Below are 16,098 nucleotides of genomic sequence, written 5' to 3'. Positions count from 1 at the left end.
TAATTCAATAGCTATTTCGTATTATTATATAAATCGTTACAGTTGAAATGGTAAAAAATAAGAGTGTCTCTCCTCAATTGTATATCAGTTGAGTAGAGACACTTTGTTTACATAGATGGGATATTACTTGGTTTTTGTGATTTTTGTTTGCGTTGTAGTAGTCTTTGTTTCTTTTCAAAAGCTTCGCTTAACTTAGGTAAGGTAAAAGCATAGAATAGAGAAACCAATAATATAACAAATGCAATACCATAATATAAGTAATCAATTTCTTGAATAAACTTAGGGAAAAGGAGTGCAATTAATCCGAGTGTTGCGGATTGAGCGAACATCATTAAAGGATCAATCCAACCGCTGACACGTCCCATTAGCTTCGGATGTACTATTTTTGGCATCCACCCGCCTATAGCAATATTAATTGGTCCAAGGCATGTCCCAATAATAAACACGATGACAAGGAAGATAGAAAGTTTATCTGTAAAGCCTAAAAAGAAAATGAGTAAACTTGTTAAGAAAATCGGAAAAATCATTAATTGATGAGGCTTGAACTTTGAGGCAATCAAGGTCCCTAAACCACTTCCTGTTAATAATCCAAAGCCTAATGAAACAGCAAATAAAGAAGCGTACCATTCATAGTTCGTTGGTGATAACTCATATTTCATAGTGAACATTGGTAAAATGGCGAAAGCCCCGTTGAAAAATCCGAAAATAAAAAATCCGAAAATAAGGACGGAAAGCAATCGGTTTTTGACAATATAAAGAATACCAGCCTTAAAGTCTCCAAGTGATGATTTTATGTTTACATCTTTCCAGTCTACTTTCCCATTAGGCAGTCGTGCAGAAGTAGGAATTTTGCATGATCGGATTAACAACGCAGAGAAAATAAAACTTAAAAAATCTACAATGACCGCACCATGAACGCCAACTGTTTTATAGATAGCAGCTCCTAAACCAACTCCAAACACCATAAAGATACTAAAAAGCATTTGATTTAATCCAGCAGCTTGTGCATACTGCTCTTTATTTAATATTCCTTGAACAAGGCTGTTCTCTGCTGGGAAAAAGAATTTTGTAACAGCGCTTCTTAAAAATAATACAAGAAAAATAAATGGAATAGAATTGGTGAAAAGAGCTCCGAAAAGAAGAACTGTTAAGGCAGCTCGAATCCAATCGCAATTTTCAGCCACTTTCTTCCGATCAAATCGATCTGCAACAACTCCGACGATAAAAAACACAAGGATGGTTGGTAGTGAATACATTAATTCAGCTATAGTTGCGTAAGAAGGTTGATGACTAAAGTGATCTAAAAGATAAAAGGCAAAAGCCATGTTTCCAATCGTTGTACCCATTTGAGAGAAGAGGGCTGCAAAAAATAATTTTACAAAATTTCGATTACGAAAGATTTTCATTGGTCCGCTCCTTATATGACATCATTCCATTTGTCATTATAAGGTAATATTACTCATTTTGATACGTTAATTACAAAATCTTAATAAAATCTTAAGGTCTAATTAAGGTCTAATTGAAACTTTAGTTCCATTTGGAACCAGGGAAGCCAATTCTACTACATCTTCATTATACATTCTGATACAACCTAGCGATACGGCTTTTCCTATAGAAGCAGGGTTATTTGTACCGTGAATACCATAGTGTATTTTGGATAAAGAAAGCCACATTACTCCAAATGGTCCTCCAGGGTTTGGTTCCCGATTTACGATCACAAAGTCTCCTACAGGTGTAGCAGTAACCATTTTACCAACTGCAATTGGATATTGTTTCATTACCTGTCCGTTCATTATTAAAGTTAACCTTTTCAGTGAGATTGAAATTTCTATAGAATAGGGAATACTAGTAGGATCAGGTAGACCCGGTATTATAATTTTCTGACCTATAAATAGTAAGTTTGGATTGGAAATACTATTAACAGCTATCAGCTGTTGTAAAGATGTTCGATAATTAGCAGCGATTACGGCCAATGACTCTCCTCGTTGAACAGTATGAATCATTAACATCACTCCAATTGAAATTAAATTGCCCAAGGAACAGGGATTTTGTAGGTTAAAACTTAATATACCTTATGAATGAATATGTTATAATGTACATTAATTTATGACTGTTTATTTTTCTTTTTAGTTGACAATCTCTATAAGTTGAAGCTCAATGGCTTGTATGAAAAAGTAAATGTATTTTTTATTCTGAAAATAAGGGTGTTGAATTTGAATAGAGAAAAATATGCAATTGTTGATATCGGCTCAAATACAATGCGTTTGGTTATTTATTTACGTGAGAAAAGCGGTAGATTAAAAGAAATAGAAAATGTTAAGGTTGTTGCACGGTTACGAAATTTTCTTTCCGATGAAGGAGACTTAACAGAGGATGGGATTCGTATACTTATTGATTCACTATTAAGTTTTAGGGAAGTTACGAACCATCATTCTTTAGATGATGTTAAGTGTGTTGCAACTGCTACTATTCGACAAGCAAAAAATCAACAGCAAATTCTTGAACGCGTAAATAATGAAACTGAATTTACAATTCAAATCTTATCTGAATATGAAGAAGCTTATTTTGGTTATTTAGCTGTGGTCAACACAACACCCTTTCAAAGTGGAATTACCATTGATATTGGTGGAGGAAGCACAGAAGTAACGTACTTTCATGACCGGAAGTTAATTAACTATCATAGCTTTCCTTTTGGGGCTTTATCATTAAAAAAACAATTTATATCTGGGGAATTCCCCACAGAATCAGAATTAATAACCCTTCGTAAATTCATTAAAAATCAATTGGACCAGTTAGAATGGGTGAAAGATAAATGTCTACCTATTATCGGTATCGGAGGTAGTGCACGTAACCTGGTCCAAATTCATCAGGAATTCGTTTCCTATCCAATTGCCGGGGTTCATCAATATTTAATGAGCACAGAAGATGTTTTTGAAATGAATCAGTATCTACAGTCCCTTTCATTTAGTGAGTTACAAAAGGTAGAAGGACTTTCAAAAGATCGTGCAGATATTATTATACCTGCTGTTGAGGTGTTTCGTCAGTTAATGAGCATCGTAGGAGCGGACCATTTTGCCTTAAGTCGAAAAGGGTTACGAGATGGAGTTTTCTTTGAGGAATTAACAAGGGAATTCGGTATATCTGTTTTTCCTAATGTTATTGAGGAAAGTTTTTATGAGCTTGCAACAGACTATAACGTTAATTTGAATCATGTTTTTCATGTTACAAATAGTGCTGTAATGATAACGGAATTATTAAATAAAGCTGGAGTTATCTCAACATCAACTGAGGATAAGTTGTTTTTAAAACGGGGTGCATTTGTTTATAATCTTGGATCATATATTGATTCTGAATCAAGCAGTCAGCACACGTTTTATTTATTAGCAAATCGTACAATTGATGGATTATTTCATAAAGATCGTATGATTGTTGCCCTCATCGCTTCTTATACAAGCAAGTCAGGGTTTAAAAGATATGTAACACCATATAGTCAATGGTTCTCAAGAGAAGAGTTACAAACATATAGGATATTAGGGGCAATCTTAAAATTTGCTTACAGCCTAAATGCAACAAAAAGGAATATTATTAAATCAATTGATTTGCATACATATAAAGAAGGATTAACCTTTACTATTACATGTCATCATGACTGGAAACCGGAACAATATCAAGCTGAAAAGCAAAAAAAGCATTTAGAAAAACTATTGAAAAGGTCAATAACCATTATTTTTTCCTGAGGAGGACATTTTAAAAGGGATCATGACAAAACAGATTCTATTTACAAAAAATTAATAATAATTTACAAAATATTTACAATTGAATTAGTCCCTTAGTGCTATTATGAAACAATAGAAATTGTCGAAAAAGGGTGAAGGTACATGAATACAATCAATCAAAAAGCTTTGGATCTTCAAAGTCCGCTATATTATAACAATAGAGAATTAAGCTGGCTTGCATTTAATGAACGTGTTTTAGAAGAGGCTTTAGATGAGCATAACCCTTTATTTGAGAGGTTAAAGTTTCTAGCTATCTTTAGCTCTAATTTAGATGAGTTTTTTATGGTTCGTGTAGCGGGATTAAAAGATCAGGTAAAAGCTGGATTTAATAAGCCTGAAAATAAAGCAGGGATGACACCAAAACAACAATTAAATCAAATTGCTCATAATACACATAGGCTAGTTGGGTTGCAATATGATTCATACAATGATTTGCTTATCCCACAGTTACGGGAAGAAAACATCGAAATATTACATATGTCAGACTTAGCATCTGAACAATATAAAATTCTCGAGGAATATTTTGACGAGCAGATCTTCCCTGTCTTAACACCTATGGCAGTGGATGCATATCGCCCATTTCCGATGCTGCTCAATAAAAGCTTAAACTTGGCCATTGTTATTGAGGATAACGATGAGTTCGAGGAAAATCGCTATAAGACAGCAATCGTTCAAGTTCCTGCTGTTCTAGAACGATTTGTGAAATTACATACTTCCTCTGACCAAAATCGGTTTGTTTTATTAGAAGATATTATCAGTACATTTATTCATAAGCTTTTCAATGGGTATAAAGTAGTTTCAGTTTCAGTTTTTCGGATTACAAGAAATGCAGATATGACAATACATGAAGAAGGTGCTCGGGATTTATTGAAAGAAATTGAAAAAGAGTTAAAGAAACGTAAATGGGGAGCTGCGGTTCGGCTAGAAATTCAAAAAAATGGATTTGACCAAAACATCCTGCGTTATTTAACTGAAGAACTTGAAATCCATGAAAAAGATGTATATGAAATTGATGGACCTCTTGATCTGACCTTCCTATTTAGCTTTGCAAAGGAAATGTCAATACTAAGAGAAGATTTAATATTTGAAGCTCTCATTCCCCAGCCACCGGTGGACATTTCTTCTGATGAGGACATTTTCGAAAAAGTATCAGAACAGGATGTGTTTCTTCATCATCCATATGAATCATTTGAACCGGTAGTAGAGTTTATTTCGGATGCTGCTGATGATCCGGATGTATTAGCGATTAAGCAGACATTGTATCGGGTTAGTGGAGATTCGCCAATCATTGATGCATTAAAACGTGCGGCTGAAAACGGTAAGCAAGTAACAGTTTTAGTTGAATTAAAGGCTCGTTTTGATGAAGAAAATAATGTACAGTGGGCTAAGGAATTGGAAAAAGCCGGATGTCATGTTATCTATGGAATGACATATTTAAAAACTCACAGTAAGATAACACTTGTCGTAAGAAGAAAAAATAATCGGATTGAGCGCTTCGTTCATTTAGGCACAGGCAATTATAATGATCAAACAGCAAAAATTTATACAGATATGGGACTTATCACTTCCAAGCGTAAGTTCGGAATTGATGCAACAAACTTTTTTAATTATTTAAGTGGTTACACTGAAAAGCCCGACTTTCATCATCTTTCAGTGGCGCCTTTTGATATTAGAAAAGATTTTATAAAATTAATAGATCAAGAGATTCAATTTCAAAAGAGATTCTCCAACGGACGTATTATTGCAAAAATGAATTCATTAACAGATAAAGTGATCATAACAAAACTATATGAAGCATCAAATGCAGGTGTACAGATTGATTTAATCATCCGCGGAACTTGCTGCTTACGTCCAGGTATAAAGGGCGTAAGTGAAAATATTAGAGTTCGAAGCATTGTTGGTCGATTTTTAGAACATAGTAGAATCTATTTCTTTCATCATAATGGAGAAGAGAAGACCTTTCTTTCATCGGCAGACTTGATGACAAGGAATATGGAAAAACGTGTTGAAATTTTGTTCCCTATCTATGAGGGGCATATAAAAATGCGTCTAAACCAGGTACTGGCTCTAAACTTAGCCGATAATGTGAAGGCAAGAGAACAAGATCAACATGGTGTATATCATTACGTTAAACGTAATGAACAAGAAGCATTAGTTGATAGTCAGCTCACATTATTTAGCAAAGCCTATCAAGTGCTAGAGGATGAAGAATAAATGAAGATCCAGTAAGACACGACTTGACGCCAAGAATAGAGGGAGTCGCTGTCTTTTCTGATAACCTAATAAGTAAAAAACTTAAAGTATTAAAAGGACAATTTCTTAGAAATTGTCCTTTATTTTGAGGTAAGATATGAAATATGTTCTTGTGCTTTACTTATTCTGAATAAAGAGTTAATTGTGTAATCTCCGGAACAGATAAAAAGCGAAACGGAAGTCTTGTTGTTCCTAAGCCTCTATTAACATAGAGCTTCATGTTATCAATATCATACATTCCTTCAAAGTATTCAGTTGCGAATGGAGGGGTAATAAGAGGGCCGTAAAAAGGTACCTGAACTTGACCACCATGACTATGACCTGACAATTGTAAATGAACATGATATTTTTTTGACTCAAGAGCAGCATCCGGTTCATGTGCCAATAAAATATTAAATGTATGCTTATTTAAATTACCTAAAGTTCCTTCATAACTGGGTTTCCCTAACATTAGATCATCAATCCCGGAAACTGAAATTTTATGTCCATCTAACATGGAAATATTTTGCACTTGGTTTTGGAGTAATGTAAAACCTGACATTGTAATAATGTTTCGATAAATATCAGTTCCATATCCTCCATGGTCGTGATTTCCATAAACAGCAAATTTTCCAAATGGAGCTTCTAATTTTTCAAGTACAGGAACAATTTCATTCATTTGTGTATATTGATTAGGCTCATCCATTAAATCTCCAGTGAAAAACAATAAATCAGGTGATAGATCATTTATTTTATCGACGATTGTTCTTAATCTTCCAATCGTAAAGTATTCACTAAGATGTGTATCACTAAATTGGACAATTTTAAATCCATCGAACGATTTTGGGATCGTTGAATGTGTAATTTTTAGTTGATTTATATCTAAGAAACCAGGTTCAAAATATCGAGCATATGTATATCCGCCGGCTCCAGCCAAGATCCCTCCAATAGATATAGAAAAAAGTCCTTTAAGAAAAGATCTTCTTGAATAAAGTTTTTTCATTACATACCAACCATTCTCAAACATTTTTCAATCGATCATTTATTTTATACTAAATTATAGCACGGTTTTATGACAAAGTTCTAATTAAAAAGTAAAGATGAATCTTCAGTTTCATTAGATAATAGGGCTAAGTTATGATAAAATAGATGAATGAATCGTCATTCATAAATGAGGCAGGGGGAATGAAGATGAAAAATAAAGTGATAATTGTTACTGGTGGTTCTAGCGGTATGGGTAAAGTGATGGCAAAGCGATTTGCAAGTGAAGGGGCTAATGTTGTTATAGTAGGGAGAAATCAGAATAGACTTGATGAGGCTCGAAAAGATATCGAAGGAGAAGCCGGGAAAATTTTTTCTTTTCAAGCAGATATAAGAGAACCTGAAAAAGTATCAGAATTGATTCAATATGTTGATTCAACATGTGGAAGAATAGATGCATTAATTAACAATGCTGCAGGAAATTTTATTTGTCCAGCTGAAAAGCTGACAATTAATGGGTGGAAATCTGTCATTGATATTGTCCTAAATGGTACTTTCTATTGTTCATCAGCTGTAGGAAAATACTGGATTGATAAACAAAAAAAAGGTTCGATTATAAACATTGTGGCTACATATGCATGGGGAGCAGGTGCAGGTGTTATTCATTCAGCTGCTGCTAAAGCCGGAGTGTTATCAATGACGAGAACCTTAGCTGTAGAATGGGGAAAAAAATATGGAATAAGGGTGAACGCTATTGCACCCGGACCTATTGAAAGAACAGGTGGAGCTGAGCGATTATGGGAATCTGAGGAAGCGGCGAAAAGAACGATTGATAGTGTTCCACTAGGTCGTTTGGGTACGCCGGAGGAAATTGCAGCATTAGCATCATTTCTTCTTTCAAATGATGCAGCTTATATTAATGGAGAATGTATTACGATGGATGGTGCTCAATGGTTAAATAAACATCCTTTCTAATACTGAGAATTAAGTCTAATATCGTTGACACATTTATTAAATGAAGTGAAACCATTTTTCACAAAGTATAAATACATCTAATCATTCCCCTTAATATGCTATAATAATGTTGATACAGATACAGATAGAGATATGTGAGGGGATTGCAATGGATCCGTTAGATGTGTTAACGAATATAGATAAGGTTATACCTTACTACCAGGCCATTTTCAGCGCTGATGAACAAAGAATCATCGGATATGAAGTATTAGGAAGAATAAAACTAAATCATGAGATTATAAGTTTGGGTGAATTTTTCCAGGATGAAAACATTCCAGATGAATATCGGATTGAAGTCGACGACTCTATCTTACATACTGCAATAGATGAATTTCTGGAATTAAAGGAATCACATCTTCACCTCTTTATTAACCGTGATGCAAACTTATTAATGATGGATCATGGTGAAAGTTTTTTAAACATCTTACGGGAGAAAGAGGAAAAAGGGTTAAAACTTAATCAGATTGTATTAGAGATTACCGAACATAATTTTCGAGGTGATATTGAACAACTTTATCATCTTTTACTATATTACAGAACATACGGTATTAAAGTAGCGATTGATAATATAGGTAAGGCAAGCAGTAATCTTGATCGGATTGGTCTTTTATCTCCCGATATTTTAAAAATAGATCTACAGCCATTAAGATTAAGTTCTCCATCCCAATCATATTATGATGTACTTTATTCAATCTCCCTTTTAGCAAGGAAAATTGGGGCTACATTGCTGTATGAGGATATTGAGGTCAATTTTCAGCTTCAATATGCGTGGAAGAACGGCGGCCGTTATTATCAAGGATTTTACTTAAATAAACCACAACGGGAATTTGCACAAATTGATGATTGTAAAGATATGCTAAAATATGAGTTCCAGACCTATATATCCTCCGAGAAAAAGAAGCTTGAAAATCTTTATCTTTTTACGGAAGCCTTTAACAACCGTGTGCAACAAGTGCTTCATAAAATAGGGAAGCAATATATTGACTACGAAGACCTGCTACTACAGCTATCAAAGCAGCTAGATGACTGTAGTTTTAGAATTTATATTTGTGATGAAGATGGTTTTCAACAATCCGTTAACATTTTCAAACAGAATAATTGGCAAATTCAGCCCCAATATTACTTAAATAACTGGAGTTGGCGACCTTATTTCTTAGCCAACATTATGAGAATGAGGTTTGATCAAAAAGGGTTTTTAAGTGATGTATACAGTGATATTGAAACGGGAGAATTAATTCGGACATTTTCCTTTCCCTTAAATCAAAAGCATTACCTATTTATTGATTTGTCTTATGATTACCTCTATGAAGAAGAAGGTCTTTTATAAGTTTTTCCAAGGCATATTTATTTATTGAGTGAGTCATCCTATTTATAAAAGGAGTGACAGCAGGGTGACCTATTTAACAATGGTTCTTGGTGTAATCGCATTACTAATATTAGTAACAAGCTTAATATATACCTTTAAAATAGGTAAGCTTGTTAGTGAAAGAAAAGCGAAATATGATACACAATTAAATGAGAAGGTGCAGGATCATCCTTATTCACGTAATCCTGTTTTTCTGGCCTATATGATTGCAGCAGTTCTTTCACTAGCATATATTTTTTATTTGGCTTTTACAATATCTTGGTAAACAGTGGACAATGGTTCACTGTTTTTTTGTCGTCTGGGAATGATAAAATTCTTTGAACGGTGGATAAGTGCGCGACATTCCAGCTCCGAAGCACAGGACGTGCAAGTGCAGTCGTGGAGATGACGTCCCGTTCTCAGACTGCCAGTGGCTAGCCCCTCGAGGTCATAAGCCAATTTAGAGTTGAATGAAAAGAACGCCTTCTATTCTAAATCGTCTTATTTCACGAGGCTGAACAAGGCGCTTGCGCTTTTGTTCTGAATTTTAAAGATTGATTAGACCTTTGTCAAAATGGGTAGAGAATAATGAAAGTTGTTGTCATAATTTGATTGGATTTCACGAACGTTCATACCTCTATATTGACAAATTTGTTGGTAAAATAGGGAAGAGATAAAGATTGTCCAAATTATTAATGAGAAAGGATGGAATAAGAATGAGACAAAATAAAGTATGTTGCAGTTTGCTTATCATAGCTATTCTCCTATTGTTTTCTCATCCAGTATTAGCTTCAGACCTTGAAAATGTGAATAGAGAAAACATCTTATCTCATCTACAAGATGCCTTTAAAGCACAACAATCATTATCAGAAAAGCCAAGAGAAAAAGAGGAAATGGTCCAAATTCTTTCTGAATATTTTAATAAAGATATAACAATCCAATTTTTAAACAAAAATCTATTTGAAGAAGACGGGAAATATATTGTTTATGGTACTGACTTTCCAATTTACACGATTCCATTTTTTACCTATGACGAAGGAACAAAGATTGTTGAAAAAAATGACCAAATCGTTGTTTATGAATTTTTCCCTGCCTCTAATGATGGTCCTGTTAGCTATGATGACCATTATGAGTGGGTAAAATTAACGGAAACACAAAAAGGAATATTGGTAACTGATATTAAAAACTATGCAAAAAATTTAGAAGAAATTGGACAAAATAAAACAAATAGACAAGAAGTTAAAGGTACAAAAAATACAGAAGTGGATACACAAAAAACTGATGATCATAGTGAAAGAGAATACCTTTTAAATCAACACTTAAGCCAGATCTTGTTACCTTATTTTTACTCAAAAACAATTTTGCATAATTTTTTCTATGAGAAAATTATGTGAGTTTTTGAAAAAATCATTGACATTGAAAGTGATAATCATTATCATTATAAATGAGAAAGATAATCAACTACTTCCTATTGCTACGTAGGAACTTGATTAGTCATAAACTCTCGTTTTCCCCAAACCCCTTTAATAGAGCGAAAAAAGCTTGGCTGGTCACCAAGCTTTTTTCTTTTCCTTTACAAACCTAATAGTTCCTCTAGCTTTTTTAAATCAAACCCAATAACAACCTCGTCGCCAACAGTAACAGTTGGTGTTGATGATGATTGTAAATCTTCAACAAGGGTGTTCCATGCATCTTTATCGACACTAATATCTTTATCAATATATGTGATGTTGTGATGGTCTAAAAATTGTTTAACAACTTGGCAAGGAGGGCAACTTGGCTGAGAATATACAATTATTTTTTTCACGTTTATCTCCCCAAACAATAAATATTTCCTATGTAATCATTTATAACATATTTTATTAGAAGATAATCTGTTTTATGAACTTAATAGGAATATGTGTTACAATTATACAGGCTACTGCTTCAAGGGTAAATAAATAAACGACATTTTAATATAATATGTTGAAAAAGTGGACAAAATAAAGGAAGTTTTACATACTTTGATAATTTCCTTGGAAATCCCTACATACATAGTGTAAAATTGACATGGCACAAAAGTAAGATGCTGATTATTGAATCGTCGTTTAGTGGATAGAATGAGTGGTAGAGTAAACAATAAAACGAAGGAATTAGTTATACGTTAACTCTTCCGGAAGGGGGATATCTGGTGTCACAACTTTTAGGTATTATTACAAGACTTCAAAATCTTCAAGAAAATTCTGGTTCAGGAGAACCTGTTCAGCGCTTTTTTGAGGTTGAAGGTGAAAAACGTTGCAGTGTAAAATATTTTGACAAAAATAGTACGTTTGAGCTTGAGGTTTATCAAAAAGGTGAAAAACCTCAATCATATCAATTCGATAATATTGATATGATTGCTATGGAAATTTTTGATCTCCTTCAATAATAGTTTTAAAACTAAGGAGGCAAAATGAAAAAAGATCCTTTTATTATTTGTCCATTTTGTCAAGGAAAAGGACCACTTTCAGAATCATTAACAGCACAATCTAATCAAAATGTGATCTTTACCTGTACTCAATGTCAAGAGTCCATTAGAAACATTGAAACAAGTAAAGGGAAATAGTCATACCACCTGGTATGGCTATTTTTTATTCATATTAGGTCTTGTCTTCTTCATACAGTATAGTAACGGAAAATTTGCTTTCGAAAATACTAACAATGAAACATGACAAGGAGTTGTAAGATGAACGATTCTTTCACCTTTTATAATGTCTCTGAGAAGATGATGTCCTTTCAAACTGTACTTGAGCGTATAAAAGGCTTCATGTTAAAGGACCCACGTTCAGAATATGTATTGTCTATTGGGTCAGATTCACATGTTCATCAAACGGAAACAAAGTTTATTACAGCTGTTCACCTTCATAGGGTTGGCAAAGGTGCGTGGGGTTGTTTAAAAAACCAAACTGTGAAGCGGCCGATTACAAGCATTAGAGAAAAGATTTCAATGGAAACAGCACTAAGCCAGGAAATTGCTTCTTATTTTATGTCAAAATATTTAGTGGAATTATCAGATATTTTAATTCCGTTTGCAGATGAAGGAGCAGATTTAATTTTTGAGATACACTTGGATATTGGCAGAAGAGGAGTGACAAAGGAATTAATTCAAGAAATGACTGGAAGGATTGAGGCAATGGGAATCGAGGCAAAAATAAAACCGGAATCCTACACAGCTTTTAGTTATGCAAATAGATATACCAAATGAGAATTAAATAGTCTTGAATGTAGATACTCCTGGAAGAGTATCATTTTTTTGTCATCAGAAAAGCAAATTGTATAGCTGAATGTTTTGTGAATAACGCATCATAACAGTTAAAATAGTACGTTTTCTTATCTTTTTCAGAATATAGGAGAGTAAACGAAGAAATACAAATTCATTTTATGATATGATAGATTAGGAAACTTTAACACACCTCTTTGTGGATAAAAATAGCTTTTTTAGAGAGGAAGAACAACATGTTTAGCTTAGGTGCCAATGAATTGATGGGTTTAACTATACAAGATTTAATGATTTCAGGGGATAAAGTAGCACATGTCCAGATAGGAAATAATTTAGAGCATGCATTACTAGTATTAACAAAAACAGGCTATACAGCCATACCTGTTTTGGATCCGACTTTTACATTACATGGACTTATTGGGATGAACTTAATAATGGACAATATATTCGGATTGGAACGAATCGAATTTGAAAAGTTAGAGAATATGAAGGTCGAAGAAGTGATGAATACGGATATCCCAAGGCTGTATTTACATGATACCATTGAAAAAGGATTAGACCTTGTTGTGAATCATCCGTTTGTTTGTGTGATAAATGAAAACAACATATTTGAAGGAATATTCACAAGAAGAGCAATACTAAAAAAAGTGAAAAAACAAATTCAACTTGCTAATAATGGTAATGATAGTGAATAAATATGTAGAAAGATTGAATGATGAAAAAGGAGGACTGTCCACATTTTGCAACACAAAATGACAGTCCTTTTTATCTTGATTAATTACTTTTTAATACTTTAAGAAAGTTTAACTCTTTATAGGATAATAGTAGAGAAAAGACATCGCTTCCGTCATTCTTGGCGGTGTGACGTGTTTTTCTAAAAGGAAGGTAATATCAATGGGACAAGAACAATTAGTTATAAAATCAAAAGAACGTAAAACAAAGCGGCCCTATGTGCTTGCTACAGTAATGTTAGCCATGTTTATGGCAGCAATTGAGGCGACAATTGTGGCAACAGCCATGCCTGCCATCGTGGCAGAATTAGAGGATTTTTCCCTCTATAGCTGGGTATTTTCATCGTATTTATTAATGAATGCTGTTACTGTGTTGATATATGGAAAGTTATCTGATCTATTTGGCAGGAAGCCAGTCTTAACCATTGGTATTGTCATCTTTTTAATTGGTTCAATTTTATGTGGAATGGCTTCATCAATGGAAATGCTTATTTTTGCACGTTTTGTGCAAGGTTTTGGTGCAGGTGCGGTAATGCCGATTGCCACAACCATTGTTGGTGATATTTATACAAAAGAAGAAAGAGCGAAGATTCAGGGGTATCTTTCCAGTGTGTGGGGAATCTCAGCGATTATGGGTCCTGCTATTGGTGGATTGTTAGTGGAATTTGTTAGTTGGAGATTTGTTTTTTGGATTAATATTCCCCTAGGAATTCTAGCTATTATAGGATTGTATTTATTTCTACAAGAAAATATCGAAAAACGTAAACCTCAGGTTGATTACGGTGGGGCTATTTTTTTAACAATTGCTGTCACCTCCTTTATGTTTATCCTAGTAGAAGGCGGAGTTCGCTTTGCATGGCTTTCCTTACCAGTCTTATTGCTGTGTTTGCTATCATTATTCAGCTTTATTGTTTTTGTTTACTATGAAAAAAAAGTTGACGACCCGATGATGCCTTTTGAGCTTTGGAAAGAGAGGTCTATTTTAGTAGCAAATCTAACATCGTTAACTACCGGAGTTATCGTAATAGGATTATCGACATTCCTCCCAACGTTCGTACAAGGAGTTATGGAAGAAAAGCCAATCGTAGCTGGATTCACTTTAACAACAATGTCGATTGGTTGGCCAATTGCCGCAATGATATCTGGCAGAGCCATATTGAAGATTGGCTTTAGGACAACCTCAATATTTGGTGGAATATCACTAATTCTGGGAAGTATTGTATTCATTTTCTTATCAAGCGGTGATAGCCCAGTCTTTGCTGCTTTTGGTTCTTTTTTAATAGGTACGGGTATGGGACTAACTACTACAGCCTTTATTGTTTCGATTCAAAGTACGGTTGAATGGAATAAAAGAGGAGTTGCAACAGCGACTAATATGTTTATGAGAAATGTTGGCAGTACTATAGGCGCAGCTTTATTAGGCGGGATTTTAAACAGTCAGTTGATTTCATTCTTTAAAAGCGAAGGTGTAGATAATGAATTAAACCTTGATTCAACAACACTTATTTTAGATGATCAACAAAGAACATCACTAACTTCACAAGCGCTAATGCTCCTCCAAGAAGGCCTTGAAATAGCTCTTCATAATGTTTTTTTAGTTATATTAGGTTTTGCTGTTTTAAGCTTTATCTTGATCACATTTTTGCCTAAAAAGGAAAATATATAATGTGGACTGCCAAATCTGTTTGGCAGTCCTTCTTTTTTAATCTAATTCCTTTACAAAAATCACCTATAACCTTATGATACAATTGATATCTCAATAACTAAATTATTGTCATTTTGATTCTTCCTATAAGGAAAACTTATTATGTAAAAGGGTGAGTGGATGCAAACTTCTGAACTTAGAATGCTGGTTGTTTTAGCAGAAGAAATGAATATGAGAAAAGCGTCTGAACGATTGTTTGTTTCTCAACCAGCATTATCACAGCGTTTACAAACAATTGAAAAGTCTTGGGGATTACAATTATTTATCAGATCACAGAAGGGCCTTACTCTAACTCCAGCGGGTGAAAAAATTGTTGCTTATGCACGGGAAGTCGTTCTAAAAGAAGACAAAGTAAAAGAAGAAATACTAGCGCTGGAAGGTGAGGTACACGGAACATTAAAACTTGCAGTGGCTTCTATCATTGGACAACATTGGCTACCAAGTGTATTAAAAACATATGTTAGAAAATATCCTCATGCAAAAATATCACTCATCACCGGGTGGAGTAGTGAAATTTTAAAAAGTATGTATGAGGATCATGTTCATTTAGGAATTATACGTGGAAATCCTGAATGGAAAGGGATGAAAAAACATCTGTTAACAGACACGCTTTACCTTGTAGATACCGAGATACAGAATATTGAAGAAGTCCTCCATACTGAGAGACCTTTTATTCAGTTTAAAAGCGATTCCTCGTATTATCAAGAAATACAAGACTGGTGGCATCGCCAATTTAATACATCACCGAAGAGAACGATTGTTGTTGATCAAATTGAAACCTGTAAACAGATGGCGTTGAATGGAATTGGATATGCCATTCTCCCTTCCGTCACATTAAAGGATGAGGAACAAGAGGTGTTTAAAATACCACTTCTTGAAGAAGATGGGAAGCCTATTGAAAGACATACTTGGTTATTGGGTTTTGAGTCCTCCTTTGAATTAAAACAAGTAAAAGCTTTTGTCGAAATTGTTGAAGAACATCAAAGGTATGAATGTTATTAGAAAAATAAGAATTCGACAATATGACAAATTTAACAGATCTCTTGTCAACAGTTTGTTCCTTTGATACAGTAAAG

The 16,098-nt window shown here is 34.0% G+C and carries 16 protein-coding genes; 12 read left to right on the top strand and 4 right to left on the bottom strand.

Annotated elements, in window-relative coordinates; all coding sequences use genetic code 11:
• Positions 1-107: 107 nt before the first annotated feature.
• Both LC095_RS21895 and LC095_RS21890 read right to left on the bottom strand, forming a co-directional pair.
• Positions 108-1,406: an MFS transporter gene (locus LC095_RS21895; RefSeq protein ID WP_226530197.1), complete on the bottom strand. Its 1,299-nt coding sequence runs from the start codon at positions 1,404-1,406 to the stop codon at positions 108-110.
• A 102-nt stretch (positions 1,407-1,508) separates the two neighbouring features.
• Positions 1,509-2,003, bottom strand: a complete 495-nt coding sequence (locus tag LC095_RS21890; RefSeq protein ID WP_226530196.1) for a L,D-transpeptidase family protein — start codon at positions 2,001-2,003, stop codon at positions 1,509-1,511.
• A gap of 255 nt (positions 2,004-2,258) precedes the next feature.
• Between LC095_RS21890 and LC095_RS21885 the strand changes: the two genes are divergently transcribed.
• Both LC095_RS21885 and LC095_RS21880 read left to right on the top strand, forming a co-directional pair.
• Entirely contained in the window at positions 2,259-3,737 is a 1,479-nt protein-coding gene (locus tag LC095_RS21885; RefSeq protein ID WP_226530223.1) for a Ppx/GppA family phosphatase, read from the top strand.
• A 141-nt stretch (positions 3,738-3,878) separates the two neighbouring features.
• Positions 3,879-5,990, top strand: a complete 2,112-nt coding sequence (locus LC095_RS21880; RefSeq protein ID WP_226530195.1) for an RNA degradosome polyphosphate kinase — start codon at positions 3,879-3,881, stop codon at positions 5,988-5,990.
• Positions 5,991-6,150: 160 nt separating this feature from the next.
• Here LC095_RS21880 and LC095_RS21875 read toward each other — a convergent pair whose 3' ends face one another.
• Positions 6,151-7,011 carry a metallophosphoesterase gene (locus tag LC095_RS21875; RefSeq protein ID WP_226530194.1) on the bottom strand — a complete coding sequence of 287 codons (861 nt, stop codon included), beginning with the start codon at positions 7,009-7,011 and terminating at the stop codon, positions 6,151-6,153.
• Positions 7,012-7,199: 188 nt separating this feature from the next.
• Here LC095_RS21875 and fadH point away from each other — a divergent pair, with 188 nt between their 5' ends.
• From fadH to LC095_RS21855, 4 genes are all read left to right on the top strand, one after another.
• Positions 7,200-7,964, top strand: a complete 765-nt coding sequence (gene fadH / locus LC095_RS21870; RefSeq protein WP_226530193.1) for a 2,4-dienoyl-CoA reductase — start codon at positions 7,200-7,202, stop codon at positions 7,962-7,964.
• Positions 7,965-8,112: 148 nt separating this feature from the next.
• Positions 8,113-9,330 carry an EAL-associated domain-containing protein gene (locus tag LC095_RS21865; protein ID WP_226530192.1) on the top strand — a complete coding sequence of 406 codons (1,218 nt, stop codon included), beginning with the start codon at positions 8,113-8,115 and terminating at the stop codon, positions 9,328-9,330.
• A 64-nt stretch (positions 9,331-9,394) separates the two neighbouring features.
• Positions 9,395-9,634, top strand: a complete 240-nt coding sequence (locus LC095_RS21860; RefSeq protein ID WP_226530191.1) for a hypothetical protein — start codon at positions 9,395-9,397, stop codon at positions 9,632-9,634.
• 430 nt (positions 9,635-10,064) lie between these two features.
• Positions 10,065-10,742 carry a DUF3993 domain-containing protein gene (locus LC095_RS21855; protein ID WP_226530190.1) on the top strand — a complete coding sequence of 226 codons (678 nt, stop codon included), beginning with the start codon at positions 10,065-10,067 and terminating at the stop codon, positions 10,740-10,742.
• 179 nt (positions 10,743-10,921) lie between these two features.
• On the opposite strand, the gene LC095_RS21850 is transcribed toward LC095_RS21855, so the two are convergent.
• Positions 10,922-11,155, bottom strand: coding sequence for a glutaredoxin domain-containing protein (locus tag LC095_RS21850; protein ID WP_226530189.1), 234 nt, complete (start codon positions 11,153-11,155; stop codon positions 10,922-10,924).
• Positions 11,156-11,518: 363 nt separating this feature from the next.
• On the opposite strand from LC095_RS21850, the gene LC095_RS21845 reads away from it, so the two are divergent.
• The 6 genes from LC095_RS21845 to LC095_RS21820 all read left to right on the top strand — a co-directional run bounded on the left by LC095_RS21845 (position 11,519) and on the right by LC095_RS21820 (position 16,024).
• On the top strand, positions 11,519-11,755 hold the full coding sequence (locus LC095_RS21845; RefSeq protein ID WP_026562808.1) for a YkuJ family protein: 237 nt from the start codon (positions 11,519-11,521) through the stop codon (positions 11,753-11,755).
• 24 nt (positions 11,756-11,779) lie between these two features.
• A complete protein-coding gene (locus tag LC095_RS21840) occupies positions 11,780-11,932 on the top strand; it encodes a hypothetical protein (RefSeq protein ID WP_226530188.1) in 153 nt (50 codons plus the stop codon).
• A gap of 120 nt (positions 11,933-12,052) precedes the next feature.
• Entirely contained in the window at positions 12,053-12,571 is a 519-nt protein-coding gene (locus LC095_RS21835) for a ribonuclease H-like YkuK family protein (RefSeq protein WP_226530187.1), read from the top strand.
• A 251-nt stretch (positions 12,572-12,822) separates the two neighbouring features.
• Positions 12,823-13,281, top strand: a complete 459-nt coding sequence (cbpB, locus tag LC095_RS21830) for a cyclic-di-AMP-binding protein CbpB (protein ID WP_226530186.1) — start codon at positions 12,823-12,825, stop codon at positions 13,279-13,281.
• Positions 13,282-13,480: 199 nt separating this feature from the next.
• Positions 13,481-14,983: an MDR family MFS transporter gene (locus LC095_RS21825; protein ID WP_226530185.1), complete on the top strand. Its 1,503-nt coding sequence runs from the start codon at positions 13,481-13,483 to the stop codon at positions 14,981-14,983.
• Positions 14,984-15,142: 159 nt separating this feature from the next.
• Positions 15,143-16,024 carry a LysR family transcriptional regulator gene (locus LC095_RS21820; RefSeq protein ID WP_226530184.1) on the top strand — a complete coding sequence of 294 codons (882 nt, stop codon included), beginning with the start codon at positions 15,143-15,145 and terminating at the stop codon, positions 16,022-16,024.
• Positions 16,025-16,098: the final 74 nt, after the last annotated feature.

This window comes from Metabacillus niabensis, assembly GCF_020524345.1.
GTDB lineage: Bacteria > Bacillota > Bacilli > Bacillales > Bacillaceae > Metabacillus > Metabacillus niabensis_B.
This window is presented reverse-complemented; position numbering and strand designations above follow the sequence as displayed.